This is a genomic window from Pseudomonas sp. JL23 (assembly GCF_056933585.1).
The window spans coordinates 6,739,349-6,754,271 of the sequence record NZ_CM167795.1; the positions used below are offsets into that span (position 1 = coordinate 6,739,349).

Here is a 14,923-nt window from a genome sequence, read left to right on the forward strand (position 1 = left end):
CTGGAGACGTTTCATGCGCATTCCGTTGATCGCTGCCACCACCCTTGGCCTGCTGTTGCTGGCAGGCGTGGCAGAAGCCCAGACCGTCAAAGCCACCAGTAACATCGTTGTCAGGGCCTTTGGCCGCAGTATTGATTTCACCTCGGACACTACGACCTCGGTACGCGACTCCAAGGTCGTCCTGCAGGCCAAGGACGATGCCGCCAGCTACGTCGCCAGCGGCGGGGATATCCATGGCGCACAACTGGATGCCGCCTTCGACACCTTGCGCACCCGCCTGCCGGAAGCCCGCACTGCCAGCGATCAGGATCTTGCCGAAGCCATCCTCGCCCTGTGAAATACCTCGGCGCCTGGCTACTGGCTGCGGCCTTGTCGCTCTTTGGCGGCCAGGCCTGGGCCAGCCTGAGTCTGTCGCTCATGAGCGACGGGCTCAGCGTCGACGAACAGAAAGCCAGCCAGATACTGCTCGACCAGGCGCTGCTCGCCCTGCCCCCCAGCTTCGTACAACAGCTGGACCGCAAGGTCGAGGTGCGCTGGGACGCCGATATGCAGGCCAACGCCTATGGCGAGGCCGTCGGCCCTTACCGCCTGCAATTGAATCGACGCCTGCTGCCCTCGTTGGTTGACGGCAGCGCAGCCACCACCCAGACCCATCGTCCCCACGGCACCGTGCGCGAAGAGTTGCTGGCCACCGTATTGCACGAGCTGACTCACATTTATGACCGCTCGCGCCTGTGGTCCGACGACGAGCGCTCGCTGATCCTGAAATGCCAGCGCCAGGGCAACACGCTAGGCAAGATCGGCCTGCCCCAGGATTGCCGGGGTCAGACCGATCGCCGCTTCACCCTCAGTGACGACCCGCGCCTGCTGGATCTGGCCGGCTGGCCGCAATACGTCGGCCGCCGCGGCGAGCGCGAGGAATTCAATCACCAGGTCGCCCGCAGCCCGGACATCTACGAAACCACCAGCCCGCTGGAGTTCGTCGCGGTCAATATGGAGTACTTCCTCCTCGACCCGGCCTACGCCTGCCGGCGCCCGGCTCTTTACGGCTATTACAAGGCGCACTTCGGCTGGGCTCCGGCGAAAAAGGACGAATGCCCGTCGTTCCTGCCTTACCTGAACGCCGGTAGCGACTTCGGCCGACAGCCCTTGGGCAAGCTCGATCCGGAACGCGTCTACGCCGTCGACTACCTGCTGGCCGAAGCCAATCAAAATTGGGTCAGCCGCTGGGGCCACAGCATGCTGCGCCTGGTGATCTGCAAGCCAGGGCGACCGCGCGGTCCGGACTGCCGCCTGGACCTGGATCAGCATCTGGTGCTGTCTTACCGCGCCTTCGTCGGCGATGTGCAGCTATCCAGTTGGGATGGCCTGATGGGCGCTTATCCGTCACGGCTGTTCGTGCTGCCTTTGGCGCAAGTGATCGACGAATACACCAAGACCGAATTGCGCAGCCTGGCTTCGGTGCCGCTGAAGCTGTCGCGCACTGAAATCGAGGGGCTGGTCCAGCACGCTGCGGAGATGCACTGGAGCTACGACGGCAACTACTACTTCCTGTCGAACAACTGCGCGGTGGAAAACCTCAAGCTGCTGCGCAGCGGCACGCACAATCCGAAACTGGCCGATCTGGACAGCATCCTGCCCAACGGCCTGCTGGAAGTGCTCAAGGGCCGCGGCATGGCCGACACCAACGTGTTGGACGATCCCCGCGAGGCGCTACGTCTGGGTTACCGTTTCGACTCGTATCGCGACCGCTATCAGGCGATGTTCGAGGTCTTGAAGAAGTACATGCCGGTCAAGCAGACCACCGTCGAAGACTGGCTATCGCTACCGGCCAGCGAGCGGGCGCCCTGGTTTGCCAAGGCCGATCTGCGCACCAGTGCGGCGATGCTGCTGCTGGAACAGGCAGGCCTGCGCAGACAGCTATTGCTGGCTCAGGACGAGGTCAAACAGCGTTATCTCAGCGCCCGGGAACAGAAGGATGGCAGCGTTTCCAAGGCCACTGGCACACTGCAACAGATTCTTGCCAGCAGCGGCTTTCTCAGTCGCCCGGCAGAACTGCTCGACAGCGGTGGCTACGGCCTGCCCCAGGCCGGGGAGTGGCAGCGCCTGGAACAGGAAAGCAGTCAGCGCCAGCAACAGCTGCAACACTTGAGTGGCGACCTGGACAAGGAAGTGCGCGCCCTGCTCAAGCCTCAGCGCGCAGCGGAAATTGCCGCCAGCGAAGCCAACCTCAAGCAGCTCGGCGAGCACCTGCGCGCCCTGCACAAGGCCTCAGGTGGCTTGCAACTCTAAGCCGTCAGCTGGCTTTTTTTGGCTTGCGCGGCTTGAGGTACTTGGTCAACCCCTGGAACCAGATCACCAGACCGGGGTTGCCCTTGATCTGGATATCCTTGTCCTGAATGCCCTGCATGAACGCCAGTTGCTTGTTTTTCGCCTGCAGGGTGGCAAAGCCGTAAGCGGCATCCTTGAAGGCGATGGCAAAGCCCGGCTCAGCCACGACGCCCGCTGCGCTGCGAATACGCTGGCCACTGACGATGAAATGCCGCGCCACCTTGCCGTCGAGGGTCTGCAACTGAAAGGTCAATTCCTTGCCTGCCAGTTGCTGCTGGAACGCCGGATTATTGCGGCTGGCGCGCGCCATCAACAGGCCCAGCATCCAGAGTAGAAAGCGAAACTTCATGCACACAGCCTCAACGAAAATCGATCCGGCGGAATTGACCGGCTCGGCAGTGTAGCGATTCAAGATTGAGATTTCAGCAACGAAGTGGACATTTTCGCCGCAAATACCTGCATTTTTATGACTGATCAGTCACTAATGCAAAGACCAACGAGCGTAAGCGTTGTGTCGATAAAGCTTTGATGGGAGACAAGAAAGCCCGCCTGGTGCCATCAGGAATAAGTTCGCTCCTGCGTCAGCGTACTGAATGCACAGCCAAACTTTGTAGGGTATTTCTGAAACCAGTAAGGACTTTTCCGAAAGTCATTCCGAGGTCTGGATTAGGCCTGTCCGATCCTCCACTGTTTCGCGCCTGAGACAAGGCAAACCCTCGACAGAGACTGTCCTTGTCACCTCAAGAAGTCTGATTTTCTTAAGCCGAGCTGCCATCGATATTGAGGGTGGCGGGAGGTCGCGACCATGGAAAACCACAATGTTTACCCGTCATTTCAACCAGGGCGATATCCTGCCTACTCACCACATAAGTTGCAGCGTGCCGCGCATTTGGCCATTACCCAATAAAGTCATTCAGGGCGAGCAATACGTGATGTGGAGGCTGGCTTGATGATTCGCCATCCTGGCTTGGCATTAATGAGTGTGGCGAGACCGGATCCACCATGAATCGGCTGTCGGGAATCCATTCAGGTGGCGGTTTAAGGAGGGTAAGCAGTAAGTGTTGATGATAGGGCTGCAAGACATTGAGTAAGATGCGAGATGGTATTCAAACTTGCTCATTGAGGCAGACGGCCCGAAAACACCGCCTCAACAAGAGGCGGTGCCCAAACCATTATCAGCGAATGCTGGTAATGCTGCCTTTGTTACCGGTAACTTTGACGTCGACTTTCTTGAAGATGAAATAGTTGTCAACGGTCACTTCGTAACGCGGCGCAACAATCAGATCAGCGCCGGAGGACTTGACCGCTTTGTAAGCCGCTGCGGCCTTGGTGGTGGAGATCGGATCGGGCAAAAAAGCACCAAGACCGCCCGTTGCGCCGCCGCTGTAGGCAACGCCGTCAGCGAACTGGTTATCACCACCAAAGGTCAGGAAATTGAACAGGATATTGGTAGACGACTGCCCGGAGATCGCTTCACCGACCTTCACATCCGCTTTCAAATCGCTTTTGACGACGCCTTCCAGCGGTGCGGTCGGCTGGCTTACGTTGTAGCTGACGCAGCCGGTGGTGCTCGCAATCAAGGCGATAAGGGCAGCAGACATCCATAGTTTTTTCATTGGTCATTCCTAGAGTTCAAGTTCACTGGGGTAAAACAGCGACGGCACTCTAAGGAAATCGACCAAGTAATTCGTTAGGAAAGGTCCTACTTGGCGCGGGTATTTTCTTATTGTTCTGTATGAAATTTCCTAACTATCTGCAAACCCTAACAACTTTTCCCCAGGCATAAAAAAACGGGCACCCAACCGTGTTGGTGTGCCCGTCGTTGTTGGCCATCCGCCCTCCGCAAGGCGTCCGGCAACGGTATTACGGGTTGACGCTGTCTTTGAGTGACTTGCCTGGCTTGAATGCCACGGTGTTGCTCGCCTTGATCTTCACTGGCTCACCCGTTTGCGGGTTTTTGCCGGTGCGGGCACCGCGATGACGTTGCAGGAAAGTACCGAAGCCGACCAGCGTAACGCTGTCTTTGCGATGCAATGCGCCGGTGATCTCTTCGAGAACGGCATTGAGGACGCGATTGGCTTGTTCTTTAGTGAGGTCCGCCTTTTCAGCGATTGCAGCTGCGAGTTCTGGTTTACGCATATGAAGCCTCTTTACGGTTTTTTGTTGTTATGGTCGTACTGCTCGTCGCGAGCAGCGACTAATGTGCCGCAACAGCTCTACGTTGCGGCAGACGGAGATGAGGATGGCATGCCGCAAAGGCCCGCGCCAGTGCGTGCCGCGTGTTTGTGAGAACAAAAGCGCGACTTATCCGACAGAATGACCCGTATTCACGCCAGCAAGGGCGGCAGGCTCTTGTTCAAGGCCAGCTTTTCCATGACAGCCGCACCGGTCAGAGCGTAACCGAGCAGATTGCCACCGGCATCGTGGCAAAGCGCCTTGATATCGGCGCCCTCTCCCTCGACGCTCCACACGCCCTCAGTCCCACGGGGCGGCGGCGATACCACCAACGGACAGATCGGGGTCTTCACGGTGATTGGCATCGGCCCGTATTTGACCGCCGTCGGCGTACCGGCCAACGTCTGCGCCAGCGCCCGGGCACTGCTCATCAGAGGCATCACGTACAGCAGGTTCAAGCCATCGACTTCGGCACAGTCGCCCAGAGCATAGATATGCGCGTGGGAGGTTTTCAGCTCACGGTCGACAATCACCCCGCGACCGGTCTGCAGACCCGCAGCCGCAGCCAGATCGACCCGCGGGCGCAGGCCAATGGCCGATACCACGACATCGCAGGCAATCACCTGGCCATCAGACAGATGTGCCTCCAGGCCCTCGCCGTTGCGCAACAGGCGCGTCAACACAGGGCCGAGATGGAAACGCGCACCCAAGCCTTCAAGCCCGGCCTTCACCGCAGCGGCAGCCGCCGGATGCAGCAGGGTCGGCATGACTTGCTCGCACGGCGCCACCAGCTCGACCTCGTAGCCGCCAAGGATCAGGTCATTGGCGAATTCGCAGCCAATCAGGCCCGCACCGAGGATCAGCACACGCTTTTTACCTGCCGCTGCGGCACGAAAACGTGCGTAGTCTTCCAGGTCATTGATCGGGAATATCGCCTCAGGGGCGTCGCCTTCCACCGGCACCCGCACCGTCTCGGCGCCCCAGGCCAGCACCAGATCGCGGTAGTAGATCGCTTCTTCACCGATCCACAGGCGCTGGTGGCCCGGATCGATACCGCTTATACGCGTGTGCGTGCGGATCTCGGCCTTGAGCTGGTCGGCCATGGCGCCCGGTTCGGCCATAGTCAGGCCATCGGCCTCTTTGTTTTTGCCGAAGCCCGTTGAAAGCATCGGCTTGGAGTAGGAGCGACCATCGTCGGCGGTGATCAGCAACAGCGGCGTCTCGCTGTCGAGCTTGCGAAACTCGCGAGCTAGGTTATAGCCCGCCAGGCCGGTGCCGATGATGACGATAGGTGCACTCATGAAACTCTCCAGAATTATTCAGTAAATCAGGCGATTTCGATCATTTCGAAATCCATCTTGCCGACGCCGCAGTCCGGGCACAGCCAGTCTTCGGGGACGTCTTCCCAGCGCGTACCAGGGACGATGCCGTCATCCGGCCAGCCGTCAGCTTCGTTGTAAATCAGGCCACAGACAATGCACTGCCACTTCTTCATCGCTCAATTCTCTCGGTTCAGGCTTTAAGTTGTCCCGGCAGTCGATGGTGCTGCAATTGCCGCCGGGCTCAGGGGTCTTGTACTGACCGACACGCGCGGATGCAAGTGTGTTTGTCACAATAGGCAGGTCTGACCTGATAAGCTCGCCGCCTCAATGATCAGCCCTATTGCCTAACGTAATGCAGCCCACCTCCGCTCTCATTGCTCCTGACTGGCTCGACCGTGCCCAGATGCCTGCGGCCTGCGAGCCGGCGATCCTGCACTGGTTGTTCCATCAGGACTCCCTTACCCGACGCCTGACCCGCCTGTCTGCCGACCACTTCAGCATCACCGTATTGTTCGAAGGCTGGCAGTTGCTGCGTGATGACGAATGCCTGGCGTTGGGCTTGCCCGCAGGCGCCGAAGGCTGGGTGCGCGAAGTGCATTTGCATGGTCATGGCGAAAACTGGGTGTTTGCCCGTAGCGTCGCCTCCCGGGATGCCCTGATGGCCAGCGGCCTGAACATGGGCGAGCTAGGTACGCGCTCCCTGGGCCTGCTGCTGTTCAGCGACCCGGCCTTCGATCGCGGCGAACTCCAGGCCTGCCGCTACCCCGCACAATGGCTGCCCGAGCAAGATTGTGCCGAAGGCCTGTGGGGACGTCGCTCGTGCTTCAGTCGCGGCGGCCTCGGCGTGTTGGTGGCGGAAGTCTTCCTGCCGGACCTGTTACGTGCAATCAAGAATGCGGAGCCCTTCTGATGTACCTGACCCTGCTCAAATCCCTCAATCGCCTGAGCCCAAGGGCCTGGGACTTCGTGCAACTGACGCGCATAGACAAGCCCATCGGCATTTATCTGCTGCTGTGGCCGACCCTGTGGGCGCTGTGGATCGCCGGTAAAGGCGCACCGTCCCTGGGCAATTTTCTGATCTTCGTGCTGGGCGTATTCCTGATGCGCGCGGCAGGCTGCGTGATCAACGACTTCGCCGACCGCAAGGTGGACGGCCACGTCAAACGCACCGAGCAACGGCCACTGGCCAGCGGCAAGATCCGCTCCAAGGAAGCTCTGGTGTTGTTCGCCATTCTCGTCGGCCTGAGCTTCCTGCTGGTGCTGCTGACCAACAAGGCCACCATCTGGCTGTCGTTCGGCGGCGTGGCCCTGGCGGCCTGTTACCCCTTCATGAAGCGCTACACCAACTACCCGCAAGTGGTACTGGGCGCCGCATTCGCCTGGGGTATTCCGATGGCCTTCACGGCCGAGACGGGTTCGCTGCCTGCTGCTGCCTGGCTGCTGTATATCGCCAACCTGTCGTGGACCGTGGGCTATGACACCTATTACGCCATGGTCGACCGTGACGATGACCTGCGCATCGGGGTGAAATCCACCGCCATCGCCTTCGGCAACCATGACCGTCAGATCATCCTTGGCTTGCAGCTACTGGCATTGGTGCTGCTGTTGCTGGCGGGCTGGAGCTTCGAACTGGGCGGGTATTTCAAACTGGGGCTGCTGGCCGCTGGTGCGTGCTTTGTCTGGCAGTACCAGACCACCTACAAGCGCGACCGCGACGCCTGTTTCAAGGCGTTCCTGCATAACCATTGGGCGGGTTTGGCGATTTTCGCCGGGATAGCCGTGGACTACGCGATGCGCTGACCGTCAGCAGTGCACTGACGGCCAGCCACAGGGTTACGGCTTGACGGTGTGCCAGACGTCGCCCTTGCCTTCGCCGGTCTTGTCGCCAGCAGCCTTGTCATTCTTGAAGAAGTACAGCGGCTTGCCCTTATAGACCCACTGCGAAGCACCGTCGTCACGCTTGATGATGGTCCAGTCGCCCGAGGCCTTGTCAGCGGCGGTTGCAGTCAATGGCGGCCAGTTGGTAGCGCAGGCGTCATTGCACACGGATTTGCCGGCAGAGGTGTCCTTGTCGAAGGTGTAGAGGGTCATGCCCTTGTGGTCCACCAGCACGCCGTCCTTGGTCATGGCAGGCTCGGCAGCGAAGGCCAGGCCCGAGGATGCCAACGCGGCAGCGGCCAGCAGGCCCATCAGCGTCGAAGAAAACTTAAGCATCGGATGAATCCTCTTGTTATGAAATTTCTTGTAGGACAAGCCACCAAGCTTAGACCGTTCTCGGCTATAACTGCCAGCACCCTCGCAAGTTGTCACACGACTGCAATAATTCCGTTATCTAATGCGCCCCAAGACAGTTAAATGACAAGAGGTTCAAGCATGGCCGGCAGGAGCATCCTGATCGTTGACGACGAAGCGCCCATCCGCGAAATGATCGCCGTCGCGCTGGAAATGGCCGGCTATGACTGCATGGAAGCCGAAAACTCCCAGCAGGCACATGCCATCATCGTCGACCGCAAACCCGACCTGATCCTGCTCGACTGGATGCTGCCCGGCACCTCCGGCATCGAGCTGGCCCGTCGTCTCAAGCGTGACGAGCTGACCGGGGATATCCCGATCATCATGCTCACCGCCAAGGGCGAAGAGGACAACAAGATCCAGGGCCTGGAAGTCGGCGCTGACGATTACATCACCAAGCCGTTCTCGCCTCGCGAACTGGTCGCCCGCCTCAAGGCCGTACTGCGCCGCGCCGGGCCGACTGATGGCGAATCGCCGATTGAAGTTGGCGGCCTGCTGCTCGACCCGATCAGTCACCGCGTGACCATCGATGGCAAGCCTGCGGAAATGGGCCCCACCGAATACCGCCTGTTGCAGTTCTTCATGACCCACCAGGAACGCGCCTATACCCGTGGCCAGTTGCTGGATCAGGTCTGGGGCGGCAACGTCTACGTCGAGGAGCGCACCGTGGACGTACACATCCGCCGTCTGCGCAAAGCCCTCGGCGACGCCTACGAAAATCTGGTACAAACCGTTCGCGGTACGGGCTATCGCTTTTCCACGAAAAGCTGACAGCCCCGCGTGAACAGACAGCGTGTACGGCTCGCCGGACACCGGACAAGGATGCGTTCCTAATTGAATCAGAACTGGCATGGCACCCTGATCCGCCATATGTTGCTGCTGATCACCGGCTGCCTCGTGGTCGGGCTGATCAGCGGCCACTATGGCTGGAGCCTGGCCATCGGCCTGGGTCTGTATCTGGCCTGGACCCTCAAGCAGTTGCTGCGCCTTCATGCCTGGCTGAGCAAACACAAAGCCGACGAGCCGCCTCCGGATGGCTATGGCCTGTGGGGCGAGGTCTTCGACAGCATCTATCACCTGCAACGCCGTGACCAACGAGTCCGAGGGCGTCTGCAAGCTGTTATCGACCGTGTACAGGAATCCACCGCCGCTCTGCGCGACGCGGTGATCATGCTCGACAGCGAAGGCAACCTTGAGTGGTGGAACCGCGCCGCCGAGACCCTGATGGGCCTCAAGACGCCCCAGGACAGCGGCCAGCCGGTGACCAACCTGGTCCGTCACCCGCGCTTCAAGGAATACTTCGCCCAGGAAAACTATCAGGAGCCCCTGGAGATCCCGTCGCCGACCAACGACCGCATGCGCATCCAGATGCTCATCACCCGCTACGGCAACAACGAGCACCTGATGCTGGTTCGGGATGTCACGCGCATCCATCAGTTGGAACAAATGCGTAAAGACTTCGTCGCCAACGTCTCTCACGAACTGCGCACGCCGCTGACGGTGATTTTCGGCTACCTGGAAACCCTGCTCGACAATGTCGAAGAGGTCAATCCACGCTGGGTGCGGGCGCTGCAACAGATGCATCAGCAGGGTGGACGCATGCAGACGCTGCTCAATGACCTGTTATTGCTGGCCAAACTCGAGGCCACCGACTATCCATCGGACAATCAGCCGGTCGTCGTCAGCACTTTGTTGCAAACCATTACCAGCGATGCCCAGGCCCTGTCTGGCAACAAGAATCAGCAAATCAACCTGGATATCGAAGGTAGTGCACGCCTCAAAGGCAGTGAAACCGAGCTGCGCAGTGCCTTCTCCAACCTGATCTTCAACGCCGTGAAATACACCCCGGCCGAAGGCAAGATCCATATCCGCTGGTGGACCGACGCCAAGGGCGCGCACCTGAGCGTGAAGGATTCCGGGATCGGCATCGAGAGCAAGCACCTGCCGCGTCTGACCGAGCGCTTCTACCGCGTCGATTCGAGCCGGGCGTCGAACACCGGTGGCACCGGCCTTGGCCTGGCCATCGTCAAGCACGTACTGCTGCGTCATCGCGGCACGCTGGAGATCAGCAGCGTAATGGGCAAAGGCAGCGTCTTTACCTGCCATTTCGCCGCTGTTCAGTTGAGTAACGTTTAAAGCGCGACACTTGCGCCTCTAGGCAAGCTGGCTTTCAGCCGCTACATTGGCCCACTTGTGCCCTGGAATTTGGGCGCCTCATTCGTCTCCCTGATTAAAACGGAACCTGTAAAACCCCACCATGGACCCTTCCCCTAGTCTTAGCATCGCCTCGATTTTCGCCGACTTCGGCATGATTCTTTTTGCACTTGTTCTGGTCCTGCTCAACGGTTTCTTCGTTGCCGCAGAGTTCGCCATGGTCAAGCTGCGCTCAACCCGTGTTGAAGCCATCGCCGAGAAAAACGGCTGGCGCGGACACATCCTGCGCACCGTACACAGCCAGCTGGACGCCTACCTATCGGCCTGCCAGTTGGGTATCACCCTCGCCTCCCTGGGCCTTGGCTGGGTCGGTGAACCGGCCTTCGCCCACCTGCTTGAGCCCGTGCTCGCCGCCGTGGGTGTGACTTCGCCGGAAATCATCAAGGGCGCGTCGTTCTTCACCGCCTTCTTCATGATCTCCTACCTGCACATCGTGGTTGGCGAACTGGCTCCCAAATCCTGGGCCATCCGTAAACCCGAGCTGCTGTCCCTGTGGACGGCCGTGCCGCTGTACCTGTTCTACTGGGCCATGTACCCGGCCATTTACCTGCTCAACGCCAGCGCCAACGGCATCCTGCGCATCGCTGGCCAGGGCGAACCCGGCCCGCATCACGAGCACAGCTACAGTCGTGAAGAACTGAAACTGATCCTGCACTCCAGCCGTGGCCAGGACCCCAGCGATCAGGGCATGCGCGTATTGGCTTCAGCGGTGGAGATGGGCGAACTGGAAGTGGTCGACTGGGCCAACTCCCGCGAAGACCTGATCACCCTGGATTGCAACGCGCCGCTCAAGGAAATCCTCGCCTTGTTCCGCCGCCACAAGTACAGCCGCTACCCGGTGTACGACGCCGAAAAGAACGAGTTCATCGGCCTGCTGCACATCAAGGATCTGTTGCTGGAACTGGCGGCGCTGGATCACATCCCTGAGTCGTTCAATCTGCTGGAGCTGATCCGCCCCCTGGAGCGCGTCTCCAAGCACATGCCGCTGTCGCGCCTGCTGGAGCAATTCCGCCAGGGCGCCGCGCACTTTGCTGTGGTCGAAGAAGCCGACGGCAAGGTTGTGGGCTACCTGACCATGGAAGACGTACTGGAAGTGCTGGTCGGCGACATTCAGGACGAACACCGCAAGGCAGAACGCGGCATCCTGGCCTATCAGCCGGGCAAGCTGCTGGTACGTGGCGACACGCCGCTGTTCAAGATCGAACGCCTGTTGGGCATCGATCTGGACCACGTCGAAGCCGAGACCCTGGCAGGCCTGATCTACGAAACCCTCAAGCGGGTGCCGGAAGAAGAGGAAGTCATGGAAGTCGAAGGCCTGCGCATCATCATCAAGAAGATGAAAGGGCCGAAGATCGTGTTGGCCAAGGTGCTCAAGATCGATTGATCGCCAGAGCGATCCGTGGGAGCGAGGCTTGCCCGCGAAAGCGATCTTCTTGGCTAAGAGTCTGTATCGGCTGTACCGGCCCCTTCGCGGGCAAGCCGCGCTCCCACAGGAGCAAGGTTTGCCGTGCGATCACAAACCGTTCAATTCCCGCCCACGGCAAAATTGGGCAGGCTCTGCACCGGCTGGTTGAATTCGTAGGGAATCGATTCCAGCGCCAGGCCAGTATTGCGCTGCACGACAAAGTGCAGGTGCGGGCCGCTGCTGTTGCCGGTGTTGCCCGATAGCGCCAGGGCGCTGCCCACGCCCACACGATCGCCTTCCTTGACCTTCACCGAGCCTTGCTTGAGGTGCAGGTAGACGCCCATGGTGCCGTCGTCATGCAGGATGCGCACGAAATTGCCTGACGGTTCAGAGCCGCGCCCGCTCTGGCCATTCTCGATCTTCATCACCACCCCGCCCCGCGCGGCAATGATCGGCGTGCCCTCAGGCATGGCGATGTCCATGGCATAGCGACTCTTGACTCCGAAATGACTGTAGCGACCATTAGGCCCCTGGCTGAGACGGAATGGGCCGCCAACCCAGGGCAGCGGGTAGCGATAGGCCAGGGAGGAGCCATGGGGGTCGCCAGGCACGTAGGTCAGGTTGGACTTGTAGCTCATCGCCTTGCCCGGCACCTTGGGGCTGAGCACCATCAGCCGCTCGTTGCTGCGTGCAGGCAGGACACGACGCAGGGTGCCCTCGGTAGCGCCCAGCACGTTCTGCAGCCCGGACAGCTTCAACTCGACCTCAACGGGCGCATACAGATCGTTGCGCACGTACAGGCTGTCAATGCCGTTGGCCTTCTTTACATCCAGATGCACCTGGCGCTCGAAGTGCTCGACCATGCGATCACGAAACACCACCACGGCAGAACCGGGCGTTGGGCGATCAGTGAAGGAGACCACGCCATTGGCGTCGGTGAACTTGTAGATGGTCAGCGCCGCAGCGGATTGCGCAGTCAGCAGCAAAACACAGAGGGTTGTCAGGCGCTGGAGCATAGGGAGACTGGCCTGTAAGAGAAGTGAGGCAAGCCTACCAGTGATCTGTAAGGATTGGGATGCAGCGGTTTCAATCGGCAACATAAGGAGCGTCAAGGAATGCACGCCAAAACTGCTGAGACGACTACCGCTGGAGCGAGGCTTGCCCGCGAATGCGATAGGTCGATTGCAAAATATCTGCCGGATATACAGACCTCTTCGCGGGCAAGCCTCGCTCCAACAGAGGTCCGTACAACCCAGTCAATCCCACAGCGGTTGATCAGGCGCCAGGCACGAAGTGCTTCTGCGCCGTACCACGGGCGATCAGGCGCGACAGGTAGTCAAGCTTCTGCGCATCCTGGTCGACAAAGCGGAAGGTGATCTGCAGCCAGTCACTGTCGGGCTTGGGCTCGAAGGCAACGATGCCGTGCAAGTAACCGTTCAGACGGGCAATCTCGGCGTTATCTCCCTGCTCCAGATCAAGCACGGCGCTTTCGAGGATCTGCGGCAGCTTCTCGTTGCGCTTGACCAGCAGCGACGCCTCTTTGAGGGTCAGCGCCTTGATGATGCACGGCTGATTGCCGCTTGGCAGGCGCAACTGGCCCTGGCCACGTCCGGCAGGGGCGGCGGTCTTGACCTCAGGGCTTGGCACCGGCGGCGGGTTGGCAATGCCGCCACCGGCTGGCTTGAGCACTTCGGCCTTGCCGCCGGTCAGGGCGTTGAGCGAGTCGTTCAATGGCGAGCTCATGCGCTGCGGCGCGGTGCTCATTACCGCATCGAGCTTGCCGACCTTGGCCAGGGCTTTCTTGACCTTGGTCAACAGCTGTTCGTTGGTGAACGGTTTGCCCACAAAATCGCTGACGCCGGCCTGAATCGCCTGCACCACGTTCTCTTTATCGCCACGGCTGGTGACCATAATGAAAGGTACGGTCTTGAGGTGGTTGTCTTGCTGGCGGCACCAGGTCAACAACTCCATACCGGACATCTCCGGCATTTCCCAGTCGCACAGAATCAGGTCGTAGACCTCGCGGGTCAGCAGAACCTGAGCCTTGCGGCCGTTGACGGCGTCATCGGTATGAATACCGGGGAAATAATTACGCAGACCTTTTTTGACCAGATCGCGAATGAAAGTCGCGTCATCCACAATCAATACACTGACTTTACTCATCGACGCTCCTGCGGGCGTGTTAACCACAACTTGGTTGATACGACGCACGCCCTTTAATTCGGCAAGCATAACGCTGGCGCAAAGCCAGCGTCCAAACTGAATGAGCCGCCGACGCATTTAAATGCCCGGCGACCGAAATTAGGGGACCTTTATAACGAAAAAAGCCCAGCAATGCGCTGGGCTTTTTTGTGCAAAAGGCCGCAGGCAATATTACTTATCGTCAGCGTCGCCCGGAACATTAGCGCTTTCGTCGCTGCTGATGCCGTGCACTTCCTCCTTCATGCGCTTGAGGCCCAGGTGACGCACGTCGGTGCCGCGTACCAGGTAGATGACCAATGCCGAGATGTTGCGGGCGTGGTCGCCGATACGTTCCAGCGAACGCAGGACCCAGATCACGTTGAGCACGCGAGAGATCGAGCGCGGATCTTCCATCATGTAAGTCGCCAGCTCACGCAGGGCGGTCTTGTACTCGCGGTCGATGACCTTGTCGTACTGAGCGACCGACAGCGCCAGCTCGGCGTCGAAGCGGGCGAACGAGTCCAGGGCATCACGGACCATGTTGCGCACCTGATCGCCGATATGACGCACTTCCACGTAACCACGCGGCGACTCGCCTTCTTCGCACAGCTGGATGGCGCGACGGGCGATCTTGGTGGACTCGTCACCGATGCGCTCCAGGTCGATCACCGACTTGGAAATGCTGATGATCAGACGCAGGTCCGAAGCCGCTGGCTGGCGACGGGCGAGAATGCGCAGGCATTCTTCGTCGATGTTGCGTTCCATCTGGTTGATGCGGTCGTCGACTTCACGAACTCGCTGGGCCAGGCCCGAGTCGGCTTCGATCAACGCCGTCACGGCATCGTTGACCTGCTTCTCGACCAAACCACCCATTTCGAGCAGATGGCTGCGAACGTCTTCGAGCTCGGCGTTGAATTGTTGAGAGATGTGATGGGTATGGCTGTCTTTATGGATCATGCTCGGTGTCCTTGGAACGTCCGGTTAAGTGCGAAAACGCCGCGGT

At 59.8% G+C, this 14,923-nt stretch carries 16 protein-coding genes; 7 read left to right on the forward strand and 9 right to left on the reverse strand.

All coding sequences use genetic code 11. From position 1 onward, the window contains the following. Positions 1-13: 13 nt before the first annotated feature. Both AC1Z24_RS30820 and AC1Z24_RS30825 read left to right on the forward strand, forming a co-directional pair. Entirely contained in the window at positions 14-337 is a 324-nt protein-coding gene (locus AC1Z24_RS30820; protein ID WP_259100871.1) for a DUF2388 domain-containing protein, read from the forward strand. Further along, positions 334-2,292 carry a DUF7844 domain-containing protein gene (locus tag AC1Z24_RS30825; RefSeq protein WP_483743987.1) on the forward strand — a complete coding sequence of 653 codons (1,959 nt, stop codon included), beginning with the start codon at positions 334-336 and terminating at the stop codon, positions 2,290-2,292. Before AC1Z24_RS30820 ends, AC1Z24_RS30825 begins: the two co-directional genes overlap by 4 nt. Before the next feature lie 4 nt (positions 2,293-2,296). Here AC1Z24_RS30825 and AC1Z24_RS30830 read toward each other — a convergent pair whose 3' ends face one another. The 5 genes from AC1Z24_RS30830 to AC1Z24_RS30850 form a co-directional block, all read right to left on the reverse strand. Further along, positions 2,297-2,680: a helicase gene (locus AC1Z24_RS30830; protein ID WP_259101661.1), complete on the reverse strand. Its 384-nt coding sequence runs from the start codon at positions 2,678-2,680 to the stop codon at positions 2,297-2,299. Between the two features lie 826 nt (positions 2,681-3,506). After that, positions 3,507-3,947 (reverse strand): hypothetical protein, encoded by a 441-nt coding sequence (locus AC1Z24_RS30835; protein WP_259100876.1) that lies wholly within the window; start codon positions 3,945-3,947, stop codon positions 3,507-3,509. Positions 3,948-4,194: 247 nt separating this feature from the next. Then, complete coding sequence (locus tag AC1Z24_RS30840) at positions 4,195-4,470, reverse strand: HU family DNA-binding protein (RefSeq protein ID WP_003213368.1); 276 nt, start codon at positions 4,468-4,470, stop codon at positions 4,195-4,197. Between the two features lie 188 nt (positions 4,471-4,658). Next, positions 4,659-5,807, reverse strand: coding sequence for an NAD(P)/FAD-dependent oxidoreductase (locus tag AC1Z24_RS30845; protein ID WP_483743988.1), 1,149 nt, complete (start codon positions 5,805-5,807; stop codon positions 4,659-4,661). Between the two features lie 26 nt (positions 5,808-5,833). After that, positions 5,834-6,001 carry a rubredoxin gene (locus AC1Z24_RS30850; protein WP_081564703.1) on the reverse strand — a complete coding sequence of 56 codons (168 nt, stop codon included), beginning with the start codon at positions 5,999-6,001 and terminating at the stop codon, positions 5,834-5,836. A 179-nt stretch (positions 6,002-6,180) separates the two neighbouring features. Here AC1Z24_RS30850 and AC1Z24_RS30855 point away from each other — a divergent pair, with 179 nt between their 5' ends. Then, positions 6,181-6,738 carry a chorismate--pyruvate lyase family protein gene (locus AC1Z24_RS30855; RefSeq protein WP_483743989.1) on the forward strand — a complete coding sequence of 186 codons (558 nt, stop codon included), beginning with the start codon at positions 6,181-6,183 and terminating at the stop codon, positions 6,736-6,738. Then, the gene (gene ubiA / locus AC1Z24_RS30860; RefSeq protein ID WP_483743990.1) at positions 6,738-7,628 is read left to right on the forward strand and encodes a 4-hydroxybenzoate octaprenyltransferase; all 891 of its coding nucleotides are present in this window, start codon (positions 6,738-6,740) and stop codon (positions 7,626-7,628) included. Before AC1Z24_RS30855 ends, ubiA begins: the two co-directional genes overlap by 1 nt. Positions 7,629-7,661: 33 nt before the next feature. Here the strand turns inward: ubiA and AC1Z24_RS30865 are convergent, their stop codons facing one another. Next, positions 7,662-8,042, reverse strand: coding sequence for a COG4315 family predicted lipoprotein (locus AC1Z24_RS30865; RefSeq protein WP_413298290.1), 381 nt, complete (start codon positions 8,040-8,042; stop codon positions 7,662-7,664). Positions 8,043-8,201: 159 nt separating this feature from the next. On the opposite strand from AC1Z24_RS30865, the gene phoB reads away from it, so the two are divergent. The 3 genes from phoB to AC1Z24_RS30880 all read left to right on the forward strand — a co-directional run bounded on the left by phoB (position 8,202) and on the right by AC1Z24_RS30880 (position 11,718). Further along, on the forward strand, positions 8,202-8,891 hold the full coding sequence (phoB, locus tag AC1Z24_RS30870; protein WP_259100891.1) for a phosphate regulon transcriptional regulator PhoB: 690 nt from the start codon (positions 8,202-8,204) through the stop codon (positions 8,889-8,891). 99 nt (positions 8,892-8,990) lie between these two features. Continuing rightward, positions 8,991-10,256, forward strand: a complete 1,266-nt coding sequence (gene phoR / locus AC1Z24_RS30875) for a phosphate regulon sensor histidine kinase PhoR (RefSeq protein ID WP_483746751.1) — start codon at positions 8,991-8,993, stop codon at positions 10,254-10,256. A 121-nt stretch (positions 10,257-10,377) separates the two neighbouring features. Further along, positions 10,378-11,718 carry a hemolysin family protein gene (locus AC1Z24_RS30880; protein ID WP_483743991.1) on the forward strand — a complete coding sequence of 447 codons (1,341 nt, stop codon included), beginning with the start codon at positions 10,378-10,380 and terminating at the stop codon, positions 11,716-11,718. A 140-nt stretch (positions 11,719-11,858) separates the two neighbouring features. Here the strand turns inward: AC1Z24_RS30880 and AC1Z24_RS30885 are convergent, their stop codons facing one another. The 3 genes from AC1Z24_RS30885 to phoU all read right to left on the reverse strand — a co-directional run bounded on the left by AC1Z24_RS30885 (position 11,859) and on the right by phoU (position 14,877). Next, complete coding sequence (locus AC1Z24_RS30885; protein ID WP_259100893.1) at positions 11,859-12,755, reverse strand: M23 family metallopeptidase; 897 nt, start codon at positions 12,753-12,755, stop codon at positions 11,859-11,861. Between the two features lie 259 nt (positions 12,756-13,014). After that, the gene (locus AC1Z24_RS30890; protein WP_483743992.1) at positions 13,015-13,902 is read right to left on the reverse strand and encodes a response regulator; all 888 of its coding nucleotides are present in this window, start codon (positions 13,900-13,902) and stop codon (positions 13,015-13,017) included. A gap of 210 nt (positions 13,903-14,112) precedes the next feature. Next, entirely contained in the window at positions 14,113-14,877 is a 765-nt protein-coding gene (phoU, locus tag AC1Z24_RS30895; protein WP_259100895.1) for a phosphate signaling complex protein PhoU, read from the reverse strand. Positions 14,878-14,923: the final 46 nt, after the last annotated feature.